The following is a 16,500-nucleotide window of genomic DNA, read 5'->3' on the forward strand; positions in this document are numbered from 1 at the left end:
GGCCTCCCCGCACTGTCAGTGCTCGTGGTTGTGCTCGGCCTCGTTCTCGGCGCGCAGCGCGTCGAGGGTGACCTCGTTGCCAGCCGAGTCCTTGATCTTGATGCGCTCCATGACCGAGGCCAGGGCCTTGCCCCGCCGCACGTCACCGAAGACGGCACCGGCCGCGCCCGAGCGGACCAGCTGGTCGTAGTACTGCTGCGGAGCCATCCCGGCGCGCTGGGCCCGGTGCACGATCTCGTGGCCGAACTCGTCGTCGGAGACCTGCACGTCCTCGGCGTCGGCCAGGGTGTCCAGCAGCAGCTGGACCTTGACGCCCTCGGTCGCCGCCTCGGTCAGCTCGGCGTCGATCTGCTCCTCGGTCTTCTCCTCGGCCGCGAGGTATTCCTCCAGCGAGGCGCCGATCCGCTCGAGCTGGTCGACCATCGCCTGCTTGCGGCTCTCGACCTCCTCGCGGACGATGCCCTCCGGCGCCGGCACCTCGGCGGCGGCCACCATCTGCTCCAGCGCCTTGTCGCGGGCGGCGTAGATCTGCTCGACCCGCTTGCCCCGGGTGACCCGCTCCCGCAGGTCGCCGCGCAGCTCCTCGATGGTGTCGAACTCGCTCGCCATCTGGGCGAACTCGTCGTTGAGCTCCGGCAGCTCCTTCTCCTTGACCGTGCGGACGGTCACCGCCACCTCGGCGTCACGGCCGGCGAAGTCGCCGCCGACGAGCTGGGTGGTGAAGCTGGTGTCCTCGCCGGCGGCCAGGCCGACGACGGCCTCGTCCAGGCCCGGGAGGAGCTGCTTGCTGCCGACCTCGTGGGAGATGTTGCTGGCGGAGCCGCCCGGCACGTCCTCGCCGTCGACGGTCGCGTTCAGGTCGATCTGGACGTAGTCGCCCTCCTGGGCGGCCCGCTCGACGGTCTTCAGGGTGGCGAACCGCTCGCGCAGGTTCTTCACCTGCTCGTCGATCTCGCTGTCGTCGATCTGCAGCTCGTCGACGGTCACCTCGATGGTGGCCGGGTCCGGCAGGGTGATCTCCGGGCGGACGTCGACCTCGGCGGTGAAGTTCAGCGAGTCACCGTCGTTGAACTCGGTGATCTCGACCTCGGGACGGCCGAGCGTCTTCAGGTCGTGCTCGCGGACGGCGGCGAGGATGTTCTGCGGGATGGCCTCCTGCACCGCCTCGTTGAGGACGGTGCCCCGGCCGACCCGCTGGTCGATCACGGCCGCAGGAATCTTGCCCTTGCGGAAGCCGGGCACCTGGACCTGCTGCCCGATCTCCCGGTACGCCTTCCTGAGGCTCGGCTCGAGCTCGACGAACGGCACCTCGATGGCGAGCCGCACGCGCGTCGGGCTCAGAGTCTCGACGGTGCTCTTCACAGGCGTACTCCTTGACGGATCTCGGTTTTAGTCTGGGCGTGATAAGCCCATCGAGTGTAGGCGAGCCGGCCGGACGCACCGGCAGCGGCCGGGGACCGCACAGAGGGCGACCCCGGCGACCGGCCGCGGACGACAGTCGGGGTGGCGGGATTTGAACCCACGGCCCCTCGCTCCCAAAGCGAGTGCGCTACCAAGCTGCGCCACACCCCGTGGCGACGAGCAGTCTATGCCGTCGCGACCCGCCGGAAGTCCCGGGGCGTCCCTCAACGCGCCGAAGGGGGACCAACCGGACATCCGACGCTCCGACACCAGCCCGCCGGGGATACGGCCGCGCGGAGCACGCGGGTCATTCGGTACGCTGTCGGCGCGCCCTGCGATGGCGGGGTGCACGCGGGCGTAGCTCAATGGCAGAGCTTCAGTCTTCCAAACTGACGGTGCGAGTTCGATTCTCGTCGCCCGCTCCAGTAGTACCGGCCCAGGTCAGCGGCGTTGCCGCAGAGCCTGGGCCGCTCTCGTCTCAGCTCTCTCTGATCTCGCGTGCCATTGGCGGGCCAGTAGCAGCGGCGGCTCCACGTTCCGCTTCAAGGTCCGATCCGGCCTGGACCGGAACGTACGGTCAGGGCGACGACCGAAGCAGGGCGACGACCGCTGCCTCGATGGGTTCGATGACCGGATCCCCGTGGTCTGAGGTGTCCACTTCGACGACGGCGTCGACTCCGTCCGGCGGCTCGAAGATCGACCGCTTCAACTCGCCTCGCTGGAACTGGGATTCGAGCTGTTGGTCGACAGCCGCGCCGCTGACCGCTCTGGCACGGAGGCGATCGCGGATCACCGCCTCGTCGGCCACGACGTGCACAGCGAGGACTCGTGCGCCACACGTGATCAGCGCATCGAGCAAGGTGTGCGACAACACCGAGGACTCCACGACGAAACTCACCCGTGCGATCGCGAACAGCCGGGCCGTGTCGGCCATCACGGCCTCGGCGCGGAGGCTGAAGGGACCACCGGCGATGTGGAAATCGGAATCGAGCTGGACGTCGCCACCCGGCATGACGGAAGCGGAGGACAGCCCGAGGCCGGTCTTCACCTCGTCCCGGGTCAGCAGCGGTAGCCCGAGGCGGCGCGCCGATGCGATGGCGACCGTGGTCTTTCCGGCTCCGGGAGATCCGCAGACGGCAACCACCACCGGCCTGTCCCTTCCGAGCACCCGCCGATGGTGCCAAAGCTCCAGCCGGCTGTCGACGGGCCCAGAGTTCCCTGAGGTCACGAGTGCCGAGAACCTCGGCGGCGACGCTGCCGACGTACCAGTGCCAGGACGAAGAGCAGCAGCGGTACGGCGAGCGTGGCGTACCACCACGGCGGCGCGGCGAACGGAGACGGACGCGGCTCCGGGCCCCCGTACGCGGCCCGGGCCAGCAGGTCCCCGGGCACCTCGACGTCGCCGACGCCCTCCGGGGCGGTCAGCAGCACCTGCTCCCGACCTTGGGCGGAGACCGCCGCGAGAACGGTGTGCCGCTTCGCGAGGTCCGGTTCCTGCGACTGGCGCTCCACCACCGGTTCGCCGTTCCGCCAGGCGACCAGCTCCACTGCTGAGCCGTAAACAGGGGTGGCGTCGCCGACCGGGCGGCCGGTGGCCGCGTCGAGATACTCGATGCGCCAGGAGCGCCGGAGCGTCTCGGCGGTGTCGGCGCACCGGTTGGTGGCGCAGCCGTCGTATGCCAGCACGGCGATCCGTCGGCCGTCGGGGCTCCAGGCACCCCGGCCAGCCAGTTGCCGCTGCTCGCCCAGCTCGACCTGCCACCGCACCCCGCCCGCGACGGGGTCGACCACCACCAGCCGTTCCCGCTCGGAAGCCTCCGCGGTCGGGTCGACCCGGCCCGCCACGGCCAGCAGGGACCCGTCGGGCGACCAGGCCGCCGCGCTGTGGCTGGCGAACGTGCCGACCGGCAGCACCCGTTCCGTTCCGGTCCAGGGGTCGACGGTGAGCACGTCGTCGGGCTTCGACGGGTCGTTGAGCTGCTGGTTGTCCGGCCCGTACGTGATCACGGTGTCGTCGTTGTCCCTGGTGAACAGGACCTGCCTGCCGTGCGGGGACCAGGCCAGCGGGCGCAGGCCCGGCCGGTGCGCGGGCCGTTCCTCGCCCGTCCGCAGGTCGACGAGGCTGCCGGTGCCGGCACGCAGGTACCACCTGCCGTCGGGCGAGAGCATCCCGTGCGTCTCCCCCACGCTGATCGGCAACAGCCGGTAGCCGCCGGCCCGACCGATCACGACCCCGGTGGACTCGAAGTAGCGGGTGTGCGCGGTGAAGAAGAGCACCGAGGCCGGGCCCACCGGGTGCTGCCCCACGGTCGCCTGCCACAGCCACGGGTCCCGTACGCGGCTGGGGACGGCCTCGGCGGGGGCCGCGTCGCGCTGCGCAGCGAGCCAGCCGGGCGTCTGGGTGGCGACGAGGGCAGTGGCCGCCGCGGCGAGGAAGGTCGCGACGGTCGACGCTCGGCGCATGCGCATGGGTTCATTAGACCGGAGCCGGGGCCAGGCATCGGTGGATGCCGACGTCGTCGGCGAAAACCCGACCGCCCCGGGCAGCGCCGGCGCGTACCCTTCGGACGTGGAACTTGATGATCTTCCTCCTGCGGAGTTCGCCTTTCCGGGGCCGCTGCGGGACCAGCTGGTGGCCGCGATCCTGTCCGGTGCGAAGACGTCGACGTCCAGCCTCGTGCTCGGCTACGAGCGGACGGACGAGCCGATGCCCGAGGTGGGTGAGCGCTCGGCGGTGGTCGACTCGGCGGGCCGGCGGGTCGCGGTGATCGAGGTGACCGAGGTACGTGTGGTCCGGCTCGGCGACGTCGACCTGCCGCACGCCCTCGACGAGGGCGAGGGGTACGAGTCGGTGGCGCAGTGGCGGGCCGGGCACGAGACGTTCTGGCACAGCGCGGAGGTTCGCGCGGAGCTGGGCGACCCGGGCTTCACCGTCGACGACGACACAGCGGTGCTGCTCGAACGCTTCCGGCTGGTGCACACCGCCTGAGCGCCCCTTGCCATACGCGGCGACCCGGGCGTGCGGCGGCGCGCGCCGTACGCCCGGGTCGGTCGCCCGCTCAGCCCCAGTTCTGCGGGGCGGGCTGGCGGGTGGTGGCGTTCAACCGGTTGAAGAAGTTGGTGGTGGCGAGCCAGAGCACCAGCGCGGCCAGTTCCTTCTCCTCGAAGTGCCGGGCGGCCTCGTCCCACACCTCGTCGGGCACGGGGTCGGCCCGGTCGGCGAGCCGGGTCGCGGACTCGGCGAGCGCGAGTACGGCCCGCTCGGCGTCGGTGAAGTACGGCGTCTCCCGCCAGGCGGCCAGCGCGAACAGCCGCTCCTCGGTCTCCCCCGCCTTCCGGGCGTTGCGGGCACCGGAATCGAGGCAGGCGCTGCACCCGTTGATCTGGCTGGCCCGCAGGTGGACCAGCTCCAGGGTGCTCCCCGGGACCCCGGCCGAGTGGGCCGCCTTGTAGAGCAGATTGATCGCCTTCACCGCGTCGGGAAGCAGGGTCGCGGGGTTCTGCATACGGGCCTGTACGGACATCGTGTGCCGTCCTTCCTGTTACGCTGCCGACGCCCCCGCCGCAGCGCTTTCCTCTTCGTCACCCTGCTGTCGACAGCCGGAGGGGCGACGTGACAGATGTGACCCGGACCACACGAGGGCCGGAGGCCGACCGGGATGGCGATGCCGTGAGCGACACCGACCTGCTCGCCGAGCGCTTCGAGGAGCAGCGCCAACGGCTGCGCTCCGTGGCCCAGCGGATGCTCGGCTCCCGGGCCGAGGCCGACGACGCGGTCCAGGACACCTGGCTGCGGCTCAGCCGCGCCGACGTCGACGGCATCGAGAACCTGCCGGGCTGGCTCACCACCACCGTCGGGCGGGTCTGCCTCGACCGGCTGGGCTCCAGCGCCGCGCGGCACGAGCGGCCCGCCGACGTGGCCGCCGACGAGTCGACCACGCCCGGAGACGGCGAGGCCGACCCCGAGCGGGAGGCGATGCTCACGGAGTCGGTCGGGCGCGCGCTGGAGGTGGTGCTGCGGACCCTCGGCCCCACCGAGCGGCTCGTGTTCGTGCTGCACGACATGTTCGCGGTCTCCTTCGACGAGCTCGCGCCCGTGGTCGACCGCAGCCCGGCCGCCGTACGGCAGATCGCCAGCCGGGCCCGCCGGCGCGTGCAGGGCGGGTCGCCGGCGCCGGAGGCCGACCGGGCCCGGCAGCGTGGGACCGTCGAGGCGTTCCTCGCCGCGTCCCGCGAGGGGCGCTTCGACGACCTGCTCACCCTGCTCGACCCGCACGTCGTCCTGCGCTCCGACGCGGCGGCCGTGCGGATGGGCGGGGCCGGCGAGGCACGCGGCTCGGCCACGGTCGCCAGCTTCTTTTCCGGCAAGGCGCAGGGGGCGGTCCCGGCGTTCGTGGACGGCGCGCCGGGAGCGGTGGTGCTCGTCGACGGCCGTACCCGCCTGGTGCTCAGCTTCGTGGTGACCGACCGGATCCTCGGCATCGAGGTGGTCGCCGACCCCGAGCAGATCGCCGGCCTGGACCTGGTCGTCGGGTGACGGTCCGCGCCGCCTGAGTCGCACGTCAGGGCGCGATCGGCGCTGGTGCGGCTGCTGCGTACGATTCGGGGCCGGGCATCCCCTCGTCCCGCGGAGGTAACGGCAGATGGCAGGCCAGCACGAGGGGTACGCCCTCGGCGTCGACCTCGGCACGTCCCACACCGTCGCCGTGCTGCGCCGACCCGACGGGCACACCCGAGCACTGCTCGTGGACGGCCAGCCGATCATCCCCTCCGGCGTGTACGCCGACGTGGACGGGCTGCTGCACGCCGGCCGGGACGCCCAGCGGCTGGCCCGCACCGATCCGGGCCGGTACGAGCCCAACCCGAAGCGGCGCATCGACGAGCCCGCCGTCGTGTTGGGTGACCGCCGGTACCTGCCGGCCGAACTGCTGGCCGCGACGCTGCACGCGGTGGCCCGGGCGGCCGTCGAGGCGGTCGGGTTCCTGCCCCCGGCGGTGCTGACGTGCCCGGCGACCTGGGACGCCGCCCGCCGCCAGGTGCTGGCCGACGCCCTGGCGACGGCGGGCTGGCCGTCGGCGGCAGAGCACACGCTCTCCGGTCCCACGCCGCCGGGCACCCGGCTGCTGCGGGAACCGGTGGCCGCCGCCCGCTACTACACGCAGGTGCTGCGCCGCCCGGTGCCGGTGGGCGGGACGATCGCGGTCTTCGACTTCGGCGCCGGGACGCTGGACGTCGCGGTGCTGCGCAACGAGGGCGCCGACCCGTGGGGCGACTCCGGGTTCACGGTCGTCACCGCGGGCGGCGCGGACGACCTCGGTGGCCTGGACGTGGACGCCGCCCTGCTGGGTCGGCTCGGCGAACTGGTGGCCGAGGCGCATCCGGCGCGGTGGGAGCGGCTGACCCGCCCGGAGTCCGCGACGCAGTGGCGGGAGCGGCACGAGCTCTGGGAGAACGTCCGGGGCGCGAAGGAGATGCTGTCGCGGGTGCCGGCGGCGCCGGTGGCCGTGCCGGGGGTGGAGGCGGCGGTCACGCTCACCCGGGCCGACCTGGAGCGGGTGGCCGGGCCGCTGCTGGGCCGGGCGGTGGCGGTGACCCGCGACGTGATCGGCGCGGCCGGTCTCGACCCGCAGCAGCTCTCCGGCCTCTTCCTGGTCGGTGGCGCCACCCGGATGCCGATGGTGGCCCGGCTGCTGCACGCCGAGCTGGGCATCGCCCCGACCGTGCTGGAGCAGCCGGAGCTGCCGGTGGCCGAGGGGGCGCTGACCGACCTGCCCCTGCCCCGGCGCGCCCGGGCCGCCGACGCCTTCGCCGCACCCGCGCCACCTCCCGCTGCGGCGCAGCCGGCCGGAGCACCACCGCCCGATCCCGCCGCGCCGGCACCGCAGGCCCCCGCACCCGCGCCACAGGCCCTCGCACCGGCACCGCCCGCCGTGCCGGCGCAGCCCGCATCTGCCGACAGCTCGCCGCACGCGCCCGCCGCGCCAGGGGACGGCGTCGGCAGCCACGACGGCGGTGTGCCGACCGTGCCCGCCGGCCCGGCCCCCACGCCGACGGCCGTCGCCGGACCGGAGGGTGTCACGCCGGCCCTGCCCGCCGGGCTGACGCCGACCATGGTCGCCGGGCAGTCGACCGCCCCGACCGTGCCCGCCGCACCGGCACCGGCCGACCCGTTCGCACCGCCGGGCGCGGGCCAGTCGCCGTTCGCGCCGCCCGGCGCAGGCCCGTCACCGTTCGCGCCGCCGTGGGCGCCGGCCGCTGGCCCGTCGGGCGCACCGGCCGAAGGCGCGGCACCGTACGCATCGCCGGGGACTCCGGCCGCCGCCCCGGCCTCGGGCGCACCGGCGGGCGGCGCGGCAGCCTACGCACCGCCGGGCGTACCCCAAGGTGGTCCTGCGGGGGCATGGCCGGGCGTACCCGTCTCCGGCACGCCGGTGTCGGCGTCGCCCGGCGGCGGCCGGAGTGGGTCGGCGCTCCCCCGACGCCGGGCGCTGTGGGTCTCGCTCGCCGCCGTGCTCGCGCTCGCCGGCGTGGCGACGGCGGCGGTGCTGTACCTGACCCGCGACCGCTATCCCGCCCTGGAGTTCCGGACCGTCGACCAGCTGACCCGGGTGCCCGCCGGCACGGAACGACCGGCGGACATGTTCACCGCGCTCCTCGGGCAGCGGGCCTACCTCGGGTATCCGCTCGGCGACGGGCGGCTGGAGGTGGTGGCGGTCGACGCCGGCACCGGCGCGGTGAAGTGGCGCAGGCAGACCGCGGCGTCCTCCGAGCGGTGGAAGGGGATCGTCGCCCTGCCCGGCGCGGTCGCGGTCTTCGCCGACGCCATCGGCGACGACACCCCCCGGGACCTCGTGCTGCTCGACGGCGCCTCCGGCGACCAGCGGTGGCGCCGGTCGATCCTGGGCAACGACGACGTGATCTTCGGCGACGGCGTCGCGGTGCAGGTGGACCGCGCCGGGAAGCGGCTCGTCGGGCTGCGCCTCGGCGACGGCGGGGAGGCCTGGTCGCAGCCCAGCCCGCGCGACGAGTACGACAACACCCGCACCAGCGTCCACCCGGTCACCACCGACAAGGCCCTGGGCGGCCCGGCTTTCCTCGACGGCTCCCCGCGCGATCCCTGGCGCGGCGAGGTCGACCGGATCGTGCAGGTGGGCGCGGACCGGTCGGTCCGACTGGTCGACATGGGCAGCGGCCGGGTGGTCCGCACCCGCGCCGGGGTGGCCGACCACGACGACCTGGTGGTGGCGCACGAGGACCGCCTCTACGTGGCCCGCGACGACGCCGGTTACCAGTTGCTCGCGTACGACCTGACGAGCGACGCCCAGCCGAAGGTGCTGTACACGGCCGAGGACGACAAGCGCCGCCCGGAGGCCCTGGTGCCCTGCGGCGAGCGGCGGGCGTGCCTGCTGGAGGTGACCGGCGGCGACGACGAGACCACCGAGGTCGTGGCGGCCACCGAGGAGAAGGTGAGCCGGTGGAGAGCGCCGCGGGCGACCCGGCTCGTGCCGCTCGGCGAGCACCTGCTCGCCCGGCGGACCACCCCGGAGTCGGCCGGCACGCTGTTCGGCCCCGACGGGCGCGCCGTGCTCGCCGACCGTCGCGGGGTGGCGGTCCGGCTCGACGGGGGCAACCTGCTGCTCCTCGCCGACCCGCCCAGCTCGATCGAGGACGACCGCAGCGTCGCCGGGCTGTCGGTGGGCTCGGGTGAGGTGGCCGAGCTGGGCCAGCTGGCGGACGTACGCAGCGACACGTGCTCGTGGAACACCAGCGTGATCGCCTGCGGTGCCGGCAGGCAGAGCGGGGACGCCGGGGCGGAGTCCCCGTACGGATTCGTGCTCTACCGGTTCGCCGGGTAGCCGACACCCCGACAGGCATTCAGATGGATCTATATAGCCGATAGCCTCCTCTCAACGGCCAGGCTGCTCCGCGTCCGGTCACGAGCCGGCGCGGGGCCGACAGGAGGAGGACCGGCAGATGACGATTCCCCGTACCCGGCGATGGCGGGCCCGCACGGTGGGCGTACTCGCCGCCGCTGCGGTCGTCGCCGCGATGGGCACCCCCGCGGCGGCCGCCCCGGCCACCGGCGAGATCCTGCACGCCGACGCCCCGAACGCGGTGACCGACGGATACGTCGTCGTGCTCAGGGACGACGCGATCGGACGCGCCGACGACCGGCGGGCCACCGTCGCGGACGCCGCCGGGCGGCTGGCCGACCGCTACGGGGCCACCGTCGACCGCGTCTACGGGCACGCGCTCAACGGATTCGTGGCGCACCTGCCGGAGCGGGCCGCCCGGCGGCTCGCCGCCGACCCGGCCGTGGCGTACGTGGAGCGGGACCGGGTGGTGACCCTCGTCGGGCCGGGCGTGCAGCTCAACCCGCCGTCGTGGGGCCTGGACCGCATCGACCAGCGCAACCTGCCGCTCGACGGCCGGTACGCCTACCCGAACACCGCGCACAACGTGCACGCGTACGTCATCGACACCGGCATCCGGAGCACGCACGGCGACTTCGGCGTCCGGGCCGGCGGAGGCGTCGACCTCGTCGACGGCGGCCCGGCGGACGACTGCAACGGCCACGGCACCCACCTGGCCGGCACCATCGGCGGCACCCGGCACGGGGTGGCGAAGGAGATCCAGCTGCGGCCGGTACGGGTGCTCAACTGCGCCGGCAGCGGCACCTTCTCCCAGGTGATCGCCGGGGTGGACTGGGTCACCGCGAACGCCGTGCGGCCGGCGGTGGCGCTCCTGGCGCTCGGCGGCGGCGCCAGCACGGCGCTGGACGCCGCGGTGAACCGGTCGATCTCGTCCGGGGTGACCTACGCGGTCACGGCGGGCAGCTCGAACGCCAACGCCTGCAACTACTCCCCGGCGCGGGTGGCGGCGGCGCTCACGGTGGCGGGCACCACCAGCACCGACGCCCGGATGCCGAGCGGCAACCACGGCAGCTGCATCGACCTGTTCGCCCCCGGCGCCAACATCACCTCCACCTGGCACACCGGCGACGCGGCGGTGAACACCATCAGCGGCAGCTCGATGGCCGCCGCGCACGTCACCGGCTGCGCCGCGCTCGCCCTCTCGGCCAATCCGACCTGGAGCCCCGCGCAGGTGGCCGCGTATCTGGTCGGCAGGGCGACGACCGGAGTGGTGACGGGCGTGGTCAGCGGTACGCCGAACCGCCTGCTCTACTGCGGCCCCTGACCCACGCGGCCCGTCGCACCGGCGGGCCGCGCGGCTCACCCGCGCCCCCGCGGCCGTGAACTCCGGCTGCGGGGCGCGGATGAGGGCTGCGGCCTCGGCGGGAAGATCGATGTTCGGCGGGCCTTGTCCGTGCAGGGCCCGCCGACTACCGTTCAATTGATGATCGACTATCTGGTCATCGGCGGCGGAATCGCGGGCGCCAGCGCCGGACACCACCTCGCCGCGTACGGAACCGTGGTGCTGCTGGAGATGGAGCAGGCCCCCGGCCAGCACTCCACCGGCCGCTCGGCCGCCGTGTTCTCCGAGTACTACGGCGGGCCGGCGGTGCGCGCGCTGACCCGGGCCAGCCGGGGCTTCCTCACCGCGCCGCCGCCGGGGTTCGCCGAGCATCCGCTGCTCACCCCGCGCGGCGTGCTCAGCCTCTGCCCGCCGGGCAGCGAGGACGCCTTCGAGGCGGCGCTGCGCGACGGGGCCGAGGTGGACCCGCCGGCCCGCGAGATCGACGTCGCCGACCTGACCCTGCACTGCCCCGTCGTGCGGCCGCAGTGGTGCCGGCGGGCGATGGTGAAGCCGGCCGTGCGGGACCTCGACGTCGCCGCGCTGCACCAGGGCTACCTGCGCGGCATCCGGGCGGCCGGCGGCCGGGTCGTGTGCGGCGCGCGGGTGCGCCGGCTGCGGCGCGGCGGCGACGGCTGGCAGGTGGGCACGGACGCCGGCGAGTTCAGCGCCCGGGTCGTCGTCAACGCGGCGGGCGCCTGGGCCGACGAGGTCGCGACGGCGGCCGGCGTACGACCGGCGGGGTTGACGCCCCTGCGGCGCACCGCCTTCCTGGTGGACGCGCCGGCCGGCGCCCCTACGGGGGACTGGCCGATGGTCAACGACGTCGACGGCACCTTCTACTTCAAGCCGGAGTCGGGGCGCCTGCTGGTCTCCCCGTGCGACATGACTCCCGCACCGCCGGGCGACGCCCGCCCCGACGACCTCGACGTGGCGATCGGCGCCGACCGGGTGCAGGCGGCGACCACACTGGACATCCGCCGCGTCCACCAGCCCTGGGCCGGGCTGCGGACCTCCACCCCGGACGACGTGCCCGTGATCGGCCCGGCGCCCGACGCGCCGGATTTCCTCTGGATGGCCGGGCTCGGCGGCTACGGCGTCCAGACCTCGCCGGCGGCGGGCGCCCTGCTCGCCGCGCTGGCGGTCGACGCCGCACCCCCGGTCGACCCCACCCCGCTGTCGCCGTCCCGCCTCCCCTGACCCGCCCCGACCACTCGACCACCCGACCACTCGACCACCCGGCCGCTCGGCCACGCGCGTCGGCTTCATGAGATTGGCGGCAGCCGAGGAGATCGCCTCCGCCGCCAACCTCATGACCAGCGGAGGGCCGGGGAGTCAGCCGGAGTGTTGGTTCAACGGGGAGCGGCGGGGCAGCATCGTCCACGCCGAGAGGGCCGCCGACAGCAGCGCCGCCAGCAGCATCACCTGGAAGACCGCCGGGTAGCCGGCCATGCTGGCGACCAGGCCGGCCAGCGGTGCCCCGGCCACCAGGCCGATGTCCCAGAACGAGGTGAACGCGCCGAGCGCCGTCCCCTGGTGGGCCGGGTCCGTACGGTTGATCACCAACAGGGCCAGCGCCGGGAAGAGCAGCGAGAGCCCGGCGCCGATCACCAGCCCGCCGAGGACCGCGACCAGCAGGTTCGGCGCGACCGCGACCAGGAGCAGCCCCACCGCCTCCACCAGGGCCGACCCGACGGCCACCCGGCCGGCGCCGAGCTTGTCGGGCAGCCCGCCCACGACGAGCCGGACCCCCACGTAGGTGAAGCCGAACGCGTTGAACGCGACGATGCCGTTCTCGATGCCCCGCTCCGCCATGTGCAGGGCCACGAACGCGGCCAGCGCGGCGTAGCCGAACCCGGCCAGGGAGAGCGCGACGCCGGGCGCCACCGCGCTGCGCGGCAGGATGCCGGCCCGGCCCGCCGGGCTCGCCTGCTGCGGCCGCGGCCGGGTGGCGACGAGCGCGGCCCCGACGGTCGCCGCCAGGACCGCGAACAGCCACACCGCCGGATAACCGGAGGTACGCAGCAACACCGCGCCGAGCAGGGCGCCAAGCGTGATGCCCAGCCACATGTAGATGCCGTACAGGCCGACGACGCGACCCCGCCGGTCGGCCGGCGCCAACGCCACCAGCCAGGCCGCGCCGGCGGTGTAGACGGCCGCCTCACCGATCCCGTGCAGGACCCGGACGCCGACCAGCACGCCGACGTTGCCGGCCACCAGGTAGGCCGCCCCGGCGGCGGCGCACACCACCGCCCCGCCCAGCATCACCGTCCGGTACCCGTGCCGGTCGCCGACCCGGCCGGCGATGGGCCGGGCGATCACGGCGGAGACCGCGATCGCGGCGATTACTACCCCCACCTGTACCCGGTTGCCGCCCAACTCGTCGAGGACGTAGAACGGCAGCACCGCCAGGGACGCGCCCACGCCGAGCAGGCACAGGAAGATCGCGGCGAAGAGCGGGACGATGGGCCGGTAGAACGATAGTTTCCCGCCGGTCATGGTCATGCGGTGACGCTCCTAGCCCGTGCTCCGTGAGGCCTTGCTGGGCGGCGAGGTGGTCCGGCGTCGCGGTTGCCGACGCAGGTCGAGTCCTCAGTGGATCGACCAGCGACCGGGCAGACCGAAGGCCGGCCGGGCACCTCGCGCTCAGGATAGCGGCATCGAAGCAGAACGATCCAATCAGCGACTGGAGACCATCGCCGACGGCTGCACCACCACCTGGGTCCACGACCCCTCAGCCGGGTCCGCGAACGCGCCAGCCCTGGCGGCAGCCGGCTGACGAAGCAGCCCCGGGGCGAACTTCCGCGTCGCGTGAGGTCATCCGACGACCGCCAGGAAACGGGAAGAGGTACATGGCGTCCTGATCACGAACGGCTGGTCCGGCGTTCGGTCGGGTGACCGCTGGGGGGACCAGCATTCCGACCCGATGCGGGTCCGCGACGAACTCCAGGGTCCGTCATGGGTGTCCGTCGGAAGGAGTGTCCGCACGTGGGACGCTGTCGAGCTGATGTCGCAGACGATTCACCGCCGTCTGGCGCCACGATGGGCCCGGACGACGCCTGATGTCACAGACGACTCAGCTCGACAGCGTCACACACCCTCCCGCCCCGGACCGGCTCGGCGACCACCACCGTCCCACGCAGCACGGATCACGAGTCCGAGCTGTATGACGGGGCGCTAGGCCGGTACGACGTGGAAGAAGTGGGTCGGCAGGTGCACGGCCAGTCCCTCGTGGATCTCGGCACAGACGGCCGGACCGTCGGTGGACAGGGTGCCGGGCGGCGGGGTGTCGACGCGGATCGCGGACCGCCCCGCGTCCAGCAGGCGGGCCGCCATCGCGAAGTCGCCCACCACCGCCTCGCCCGGCGCCACCATCCGCGTACGGCTGATCTGGACGCCGTTGCGGGTCAGGTCCGTCAGGAAGGAGCCCTTGCCGAGCAGGTGGGTGTAGTAGTCCCGCGGGTTGACGATCATGGCGTGCGGGGTGGCCCCGGTCTGCTCGATCTCGTCGCAGGCGGCGAGCAGGCCGCTGAGCCAGTCGTGCCGGTACGGCAGCCGCCCGATCTCCGGGTGCCGCAGCAGGCCGCCCTCGCCGATGGTCAGCGCCTGGTTCTCGGCCGTGGCGAGGCGGACCAGCAGCCGGTAGTCGATGAAGGAGGCCAGCGCCTCCGGGTCGTCGGCAAGCTCCTCGGGGATGCGCACCCAGGCGCGGATCGGGTGCACCCCGGCCGAGGCGGTGCCGAACCGGAAGGCGGCCTCCCGGCGCAGGCCCGACTCGTGCACGGCGGCGGCCTCGCCCGCGTCGGGCCGGCCCTCGGACCAGAACCGGACCGGCTCCATGCCGACCGGCCGCTTGCGGAACAGGTTGCGCACGGTCACCCGGGGGCGTTCCTTGGTCGGCTGGAAGGCGTCCGTGATGGTGTAGTCGAAGCGCACCTCGGCGCCGGCGGGATCGTCGGCGTACGCGCGGGCGAACAGCTCACCGGGCGACAGCGTCGACGGCGCGGTCACGGGTGGCGCGGTGGTGATGGTCATGAGTCCTCCCCGATGGAGATGGCGTGCCGGATCAGCCGCTCGTAGAAGGGCTGGTGGTGGTCGTGGTACGACCGCAGGGTGTCGTTGTTGGCGACGGTCGTCTCGAAGGACTTCTCGACCGGCGAGAAGCCCGAGGTGCGTTCGACGTCGAGGTGCCACTTGCGCGTACGTCGCCACTCGGCGCGCTCCCCCGGCGCCCAGTTCAGCGCCTCGGGCAGGAACGGCAGCCCCACGGCCTCGCACCAGGCCGACACCGTCTCGGCGGGGTGCCGCAGCAGGTCCTCGGCCCGGATCACCACCGGCGGCCGGTGCGCGGTCCGGCTGACCAGGTCGAACAGCTCCCACTGGTGCTCGAAGCCGATCTCCGGGCAGGTCACCGTCGGCTTGATCGCGTAGTGCGAGCTGATCGTGCGGGCCGGTTCCCGGACGATGAATGTGTGCGTGACGTCGGCGACCGCCCCGGGGTCGTCGAACAGGTGCCGATAGCGGTACTCGAGCGTGTCCTTGACGAACACGGTCCGGTCCCGGCCCAGCTCGGTCAGGTGCGCGACGACCTCCGCCGCGTCGGTCACGGTGACGGTGCCGCCGTCGGCGGTGGGCAGCTCGACGTGCCCCTCGTCGACGAGGGTGACCAGGGGCTCGTGGACGACCGTGACGTCGCCGCGGGCGATCATCATGCGCAGGAACGCGGTGGAGAGCGCCCGGGGGTGCGCCCACATGGCGATCACCGGCATGCCGGCCTCCCGTGGCGCGTCTCCCGCCGCCCCGGTGCGGCGCCGCGGCGGGGCGCGCTCACTGCGACCACGACGTGGGCTTGCGGTCCCACCGGTGGCCGCGCAGCGTGTCCAGCAGCCCGGCGTCCAGCGGTACGCCGTCGCTGACGGCCAGGTTGGCGCGGACGTGCTCGACGCGGCGCATGCCGGGGATCACCGTGCTCACCGCCGGATGGTGCAGGATGAACCGCAGCGCCAGCTCCGGCATGGTCATCCCGGCCGGCACGTCGGCGGCCAGCCGCTCGGCGCGCTCCACGCTGGGCAGCAGGTTCTCCGGTCCGAAGTACGTGCTGCGCCAGTCCTCCTCCGGCCAGGTGCTCTCGGCGGTCAGCGTGCCGGTCAGCGTCCCCTCGTCGAACGGGACGCGGGCGATGATCGCGATGTCGTCGCGCTGGGCGCGCGGGAACAGCTCGTCCTCCGGCGCCTGGTCGAAGATGTTGTAGATGACCTGCACGACGTCGATCAGGCCGGTGTCGAGGGCGGCGTGGCAGTTCGTCGGCTCCCACCGGTTGACGCTGATCCCGACGCCGTCGACCACGCCCTCCCGCTTGAGGTCCGCGATCGCCTCCTGCCAGCGGCCGTCGGCGGCCCACCGGTCCTCCCAGACGTGGAACTGGAGCAGGTCGATCCGGTCCACGCCGAGGTTCTCGAGGCTGCGGTGGGTGAACTCGCGGATGTGCTCGGCCGGGAAGACGTCGTCCAGGGTGTCCTGGGGGCCGGGCGGCCACTCGCGGTTCTTCGGCGGGATCTTGGTGGCCAGGTACAGCCGGCGGTCCGGGTGCCGGCGCACCAGGCCGCCGAGGAGCTGCTCACTGACGCCCCGTCCGTAGACCCAGGCGGTGTCGAAGAAGTTGCAGCCCCGTTCCACCGCCTCGTCCAGGCAGGCCGGCGCGGTGTCGTAGTCCCAGCCGGTGAAGCCGCCGGGTCCGCCCCCGATGCCCCACATCCCGTACCCGACCTCGCTGACCTGCCAGCCGAGCCGACCCATCCTGCGGTATCGCATTCCACTCCCTCATCCGTGCCGGAAATCGCGTCG

The 16,500-nt window shown here is 73.8% G+C and carries 13 protein-coding genes and 2 tRNA genes; 6 read left to right on the forward strand and 9 right to left on the reverse strand.

Annotated features, from left to right (window positions below; genetic code table 11):
- Positions 1-15 precede the first annotated feature (15 nt).
- Together tig and AC0OO9_RS07975 are read right to left on the reverse strand one after the other, a co-directional pair.
- Complete coding sequence (gene tig, locus AC0OO9_RS07970; RefSeq protein WP_132239241.1) at positions 16-1,362, reverse strand: trigger factor; 1,347 nt, start codon at positions 1,360-1,362, stop codon at positions 16-18.
- Positions 1,363-1,498: 136 nt separating this feature from the next.
- Positions 1,499-1,572: transfer RNA gene (locus AC0OO9_RS07975), tRNA-Pro, on the reverse strand.
- Between the two features lie 180 nt (positions 1,573-1,752).
- On the opposite strand from AC0OO9_RS07975, the gene AC0OO9_RS07980 reads away from it, so the two are divergent.
- Positions 1,753-1,826 (forward strand) — tRNA-Gly (locus AC0OO9_RS07980).
- Positions 1,827-1,978: 152 nt separating this feature from the next.
- On the opposite strand, the gene AC0OO9_RS07985 is transcribed toward AC0OO9_RS07980, so the two are convergent.
- Together AC0OO9_RS07985 and AC0OO9_RS07990 are read right to left on the reverse strand one after the other, a co-directional pair.
- On the reverse strand, positions 1,979-2,569 hold the full coding sequence (locus tag AC0OO9_RS07985) for a P-loop nucleotide/nucleoside kinase family protein (protein WP_484516651.1): 591 nt from the start codon (positions 2,567-2,569) through the stop codon (positions 1,979-1,981).
- Between the two features lie 56 nt (positions 2,570-2,625).
- Positions 2,626-3,870 carry a TolB family protein gene (locus AC0OO9_RS07990; protein WP_484516653.1) on the reverse strand — a complete coding sequence of 415 codons (1,245 nt, stop codon included), beginning with the start codon at positions 3,868-3,870 and terminating at the stop codon, positions 2,626-2,628.
- A gap of 100 nt (positions 3,871-3,970) precedes the next feature.
- On the opposite strand from AC0OO9_RS07990, the gene AC0OO9_RS07995 reads away from it, so the two are divergent.
- Entirely contained in the window at positions 3,971-4,390 is a 420-nt protein-coding gene (locus AC0OO9_RS07995; RefSeq protein ID WP_484516654.1) for an ASCH domain-containing protein, read from the forward strand.
- Positions 4,391-4,460: 70 nt separating this feature from the next.
- On the opposite strand, the gene AC0OO9_RS08000 is transcribed toward AC0OO9_RS07995, so the two are convergent.
- Positions 4,461-4,925: a carboxymuconolactone decarboxylase family protein gene (locus AC0OO9_RS08000; RefSeq protein WP_484516656.1), complete on the reverse strand. Its 465-nt coding sequence runs from the start codon at positions 4,923-4,925 to the stop codon at positions 4,461-4,463.
- Positions 4,926-5,071: 146 nt separating this feature from the next.
- Between AC0OO9_RS08000 and AC0OO9_RS08005 the strand changes: the two genes are divergently transcribed.
- The 4 genes from AC0OO9_RS08005 (at position 5,072) to AC0OO9_RS08020 (ending at position 11,856) form a co-directional block, all read left to right on the forward strand.
- The gene (locus tag AC0OO9_RS08005) at positions 5,072-5,938 is read left to right on the forward strand and encodes a sigma-70 family RNA polymerase sigma factor (protein WP_484516658.1); all 867 of its coding nucleotides are present in this window, start codon (positions 5,072-5,074) and stop codon (positions 5,936-5,938) included.
- Positions 5,939-6,044: 106 nt separating this feature from the next.
- On the forward strand, positions 6,045-9,257 hold the full coding sequence (locus AC0OO9_RS08010; RefSeq protein ID WP_484516659.1) for an Hsp70 family protein: 3,213 nt from the start codon (positions 6,045-6,047) through the stop codon (positions 9,255-9,257).
- 118 nt (positions 9,258-9,375) lie between these two features.
- A complete protein-coding gene (locus AC0OO9_RS08015; RefSeq protein ID WP_484516661.1) occupies positions 9,376-10,599 on the forward strand; it encodes a S8 family peptidase in 1,224 nt (407 codons plus the stop codon).
- Positions 10,600-10,758: 159 nt separating this feature from the next.
- A complete protein-coding gene (locus tag AC0OO9_RS08020) occupies positions 10,759-11,856 on the forward strand; it encodes an NAD(P)/FAD-dependent oxidoreductase (protein WP_484516662.1) in 1,098 nt (365 codons plus the stop codon).
- A gap of 135 nt (positions 11,857-11,991) precedes the next feature.
- Here the strand turns inward: AC0OO9_RS08020 and AC0OO9_RS08025 are convergent, their stop codons facing one another.
- The 4 genes from AC0OO9_RS08025 to AC0OO9_RS08040 form a co-directional block, all read right to left on the reverse strand.
- Positions 11,992-13,161 carry an MFS transporter gene (locus tag AC0OO9_RS08025; protein WP_484516664.1) on the reverse strand — a complete coding sequence of 390 codons (1,170 nt, stop codon included), beginning with the start codon at positions 13,159-13,161 and terminating at the stop codon, positions 11,992-11,994.
- Positions 13,162-13,833: 672 nt separating this feature from the next.
- Positions 13,834-14,691 carry a family 3 encapsulin nanocompartment shell protein gene (locus AC0OO9_RS08030; RefSeq protein WP_421453442.1) on the reverse strand — a complete coding sequence of 286 codons (858 nt, stop codon included), beginning with the start codon at positions 14,689-14,691 and terminating at the stop codon, positions 13,834-13,836.
- Complete coding sequence (locus AC0OO9_RS08035; protein ID WP_484516666.1) at positions 14,688-15,425, reverse strand: sulfotransferase-like domain-containing protein; 738 nt, start codon at positions 15,423-15,425, stop codon at positions 14,688-14,690. The genes AC0OO9_RS08030 and AC0OO9_RS08035 overlap by 4 nt, the downstream gene beginning before the upstream one ends.
- A 58-nt stretch (positions 15,426-15,483) precedes the next feature.
- Positions 15,484-16,467, reverse strand: coding sequence for an aldo/keto reductase (locus tag AC0OO9_RS08040; protein WP_484516668.1), 984 nt, complete (start codon positions 16,465-16,467; stop codon positions 15,484-15,486).
- Positions 16,468-16,500 lie beyond the last annotated feature (33 nt).

Source organism: Micromonospora sp. USAFONa4 (assembly GCF_057197825.1).

Bases quoted from the DNA above. Each gene is read 5' to 3' on its own strand.
- AC0OO9_RS08015 (WP_484516661.1), top strand. From the start codon at position 9,376: ATGACGATTCCCCGTACCCGGCGATGGCGGGCCCGCACGGTGGGCGTA.
- AC0OO9_RS08025 (WP_484516664.1), bottom strand. From the start codon at position 13,161: ATGACCATGACCGGCGGGAAACTATCGTTCTACCGGCCCATCGTCCCG.
- AC0OO9_RS08035 (WP_484516666.1), bottom strand. From the start codon at position 15,425: ATGCCGGTGATCGCCATGTGGGCGCACCCCCGGGCGCTCTCCACCGCG.
- AC0OO9_RS08010 (WP_484516659.1), top strand. From the start codon at position 6,045: ATGGCAGGCCAGCACGAGGGGTACGCCCTCGGCGTCGACCTCGGCACG.
- AC0OO9_RS08000 (WP_484516656.1), bottom strand. From the start codon at position 4,925: ATGTCCGTACAGGCCCGTATGCAGAACCCCGCGACCCTGCTTCCCGAC.
- AC0OO9_RS08020 (WP_484516662.1), top strand. From the start codon at position 10,759: ATGATCGACTATCTGGTCATCGGCGGCGGAATCGCGGGCGCCAGCGCC.
- AC0OO9_RS07990 (WP_484516653.1), bottom strand. From the start codon at position 3,870: ATGCGCATGCGCCGAGCGTCGACCGTCGCGACCTTCCTCGCCGCGGCG.
- AC0OO9_RS08030 (WP_421453442.1), bottom strand. From the start codon at position 14,691: ATGACCATCACCACCGCGCCACCCGTGACCGCGCCGTCGACGCTGTCG.
- AC0OO9_RS08040 (WP_484516668.1), bottom strand. From the start codon at position 16,467: ATGCGATACCGCAGGATGGGTCGGCTCGGCTGGCAGGTCAGCGAGGTC.